Annotated in this window: 2 protein-coding genes; both read right to left on the bottom strand. The window is 70.5% G+C overall.

Annotated elements, in window-relative coordinates; translation table 11 throughout:
- On the bottom strand, window positions 1-2,042 hold a 2,042-nt coding region (locus GX015_RS11380), incomplete at its 3' end, for an MMPL family transporter (RefSeq protein WP_291345238.1).
- A 245-nt stretch (window positions 2,043-2,287) separates the two neighbouring features.
- The coding region (locus tag GX015_RS11375) for a DUF1731 domain-containing protein (protein WP_291345236.1) at window positions 2,288-2,755 on the bottom strand (468 nt) is incomplete at its 5' end.

Genomic DNA, 2,755 nt, shown 5'->3' with positions numbered 1-2,755 from the left:
GACGGCCACCACATGCGGTCGCCGAGGAGGTCGAAGAGGGCGGGCACGACCAGGGTGCGCACCAGGAAGGTGTCCAGCAGGATGCCCAGGCCGACGACGATGCCGACCTGGCCCAGCGTGATCAGCGGCAGCACGCCGAGGACCGCGAAGACGGCCGCCAGCACGATGCCGGCCGCGGTGATCACGCCGCCGGTCAGCCCGACGGCACGGGACATGCCTTCCGTCGTTCCGTAACCTTCGGCCTCTTCCTTGGCGCGCAGCACCAGGAACACGGTGTAGTCGATGCCCAGCGCGATGAGGAAGATCAGCGAGTACAGCGGCACCGAGACGTCCAGGGCCGGGAAGCCGAAGATGTGCTCGGACACCAGCGCGCCGGCGCCCAGGGCCGCCACGGCGGACAGGGTCGTGGCCATGAGCAGGAAGATCGGCGCGACGACGGCGCGGAGGATGATCATCAGCAGGAAGAGGATGACCACCAGGATGATCGGGACGATCAGCAGCGTGTCGCGCGCGGTGGAGTCGCGGGTGTCCAGCGTCTGGGCGGACTGGCCGCCGACGAGGGCGTCGGCGTCGGCGCCGTGGGTGGCCTCGCGCAGGGCCTCGATCTCGCGGAAGTTGTCGGCGGTGGCCGGCTCGGAGTCGGTGACGACGGTGAAGCGGGTCAGCATGCCGTCGAGCGACTCTGTCGGCGGGCCCTGGATCTCGGCGCCGTCGACGGATTCGATGGCCTCGGTGACCGCGCCCGCGGACTCGGCCGGGGCGATGACGGACAGCGGCGACGCGGCGCCGGCCGAGGTGTACTCGGAGATGGTGTCCAGGCCGTCGGCGGCCTCGGACTCGGTGCGGAACTGCTCGGTGGTGGACAGGCCGATGTTGGCGCCGAACAGGCCGGTGCCCAGCACCGCGAGCAGCACGACCATGCCGGCCAGGTAGGCGGCGGGGCGCTTGGACACGACGTCGGCGACGCGGTACCAGCCGGAGGACTTGGCGGTCTTGTTCTCGTCCTCCACGCGCGGGATCTTCGGCCAGAACAGGCCGCGTCCGCACAGCGACAGGGCGGCGGGCAGCACGAACAGGGCGAAGGCCAGGGCGACCAGCAGGCCGATGGACAGGGAGATGCCCAGGTAGCGATAGGCGGGCACGACGGCCAGCGCCAGCGCCAGCAGGGCGAAGACGACGGTGAGGTTCGACGACACGATGGCCGACGTCGATGCGCGGGTGGCGATCGACAGGGCCTCGCGGTGGTTTTCGTGGCGGCGCAGTTCCTCGCGGTAGCGGCTGATCAGCAGCAGCGCGTAGTTGGTGCCGGCGCCGAAGACGAGGACGGACATGATGCCGGAGGTGGAGGCGTCGAACTGCAGCGCGGTCTTCGAGGCGACGAGCTCGACGAGCAGCGAGGCGCCGCGGTCGGCGATGGCCACCGTCAGCAGCGGGACCAGCCACAGGATCGGGGAGCGGTAGGTCAGGATCAGCAGCACGGCGACGACGAGCGCGGAGATGCCCAGCAGGGCGAAGTTGGCGCCGTCGAAGGCGGAGGCGGTGTCTGCGGCGAAGCCGGCGGGGCCGGTGACCTGCAGCTGCAGGCCATCGGGGAGGTCTTGCTTGCCGGCGTCTCGCATCTCGGCGACGGCGTCGGCCAGGCCGCCGCCGTTGATGTCGCCGGGCAGGGCGAGCACGGCCTGGGCGGCTTCCTCGGCCAGCGGCACGGCGGGGGAGAGCTGTTCGACGGTCTTGTCGCCCTCCCAGTCGCCGAGCTGCTCGAGGGCGGACTCGGGCAGTTCGATGCCGGCCATGGCCTCGGCGGAGGCCTGGGCGGCGCCGATGTCCTGCGGGCCGAGGGGTTCGCCGTCCTCGCGGGAGAACACGGCGATGGCGGTGAGCTGGTCGCCGCCGGGGAACTCGGAGGCGAGTTCCTGGACCTTCGCGGATTCGGAGTCCTGGGGCAGGGTGGCCGGGGCGGAGTCGCCCGGCTCGAGGCTGGAGGTGAGGCCGGTGAGGCCTCCCACGAACAGCAGGCCGATCAGGATGGTGATGGCTGCCATCGCCTTGGAGGTGATGTGCTTGACGGGTAGGCGCGATGAGAGGCGTCTCGAACTCATTGCCCCAGTTTCGCACGGTTTTTGCACTCCGGGTGAATGCCGTGCCCCTCCGGGGGCAATTTGTCGACGCGATGTCGGCATATTGGCCGCGGCTGCTTTACGACGGGCCGATGTTATGGGCCGTCAACCACACCGATGGTTGCCTTCGGAGCCCGGGCCCGGGGCGTGAACGATGGGACGGTTCTCCATCAGCCGTTGCGCAGCAGCTCGTGGCGCAGCGCCGCGTCGAGGTCGGGGAAGCGGAAGACGTGGCCGGCGTTCTCCAGGAAACGGGGGATCGCCCGCTGGTTGGCGAAGGCGAGTTCCTCGGCCCCGCGTCCGCCGAGCACCAGGGACGGCGCGGCCTTCGGCACCGGGATGACGGCCGGCCTGCGCAGGACCTTGGCCAGGGTCTTCGTGTACGACGCGTTGTCCACCCCGTTGGGCGCCACCGCGTTGATCGGCCCCGACCACGTCGGATCCAGAGCAGCCCGGTGATAGATGTCCAGCAGATCGTCGAGTGCGATCCACGGGAACCACTGGTCGCCGTCGCCGAGCTTGCCGCCCAGCCCCGTGGACGTGATGCCCGCGAGGATCGGCAACAGGCCACCGCCGCCGGCCTGCACCAGCCCGGTGCGGATGTTCACCACGCGGATTCCGGCCTCCCGCGCCGGATT

The organism is Corynebacterium sp. (assembly GCF_012837295.1).
Classification (GTDB): domain Bacteria; phylum Actinomycetota; class Actinomycetes; order Mycobacteriales; family Mycobacteriaceae; genus Corynebacterium.
This window is presented reverse-complemented; position numbering and strand designations above follow the sequence as displayed.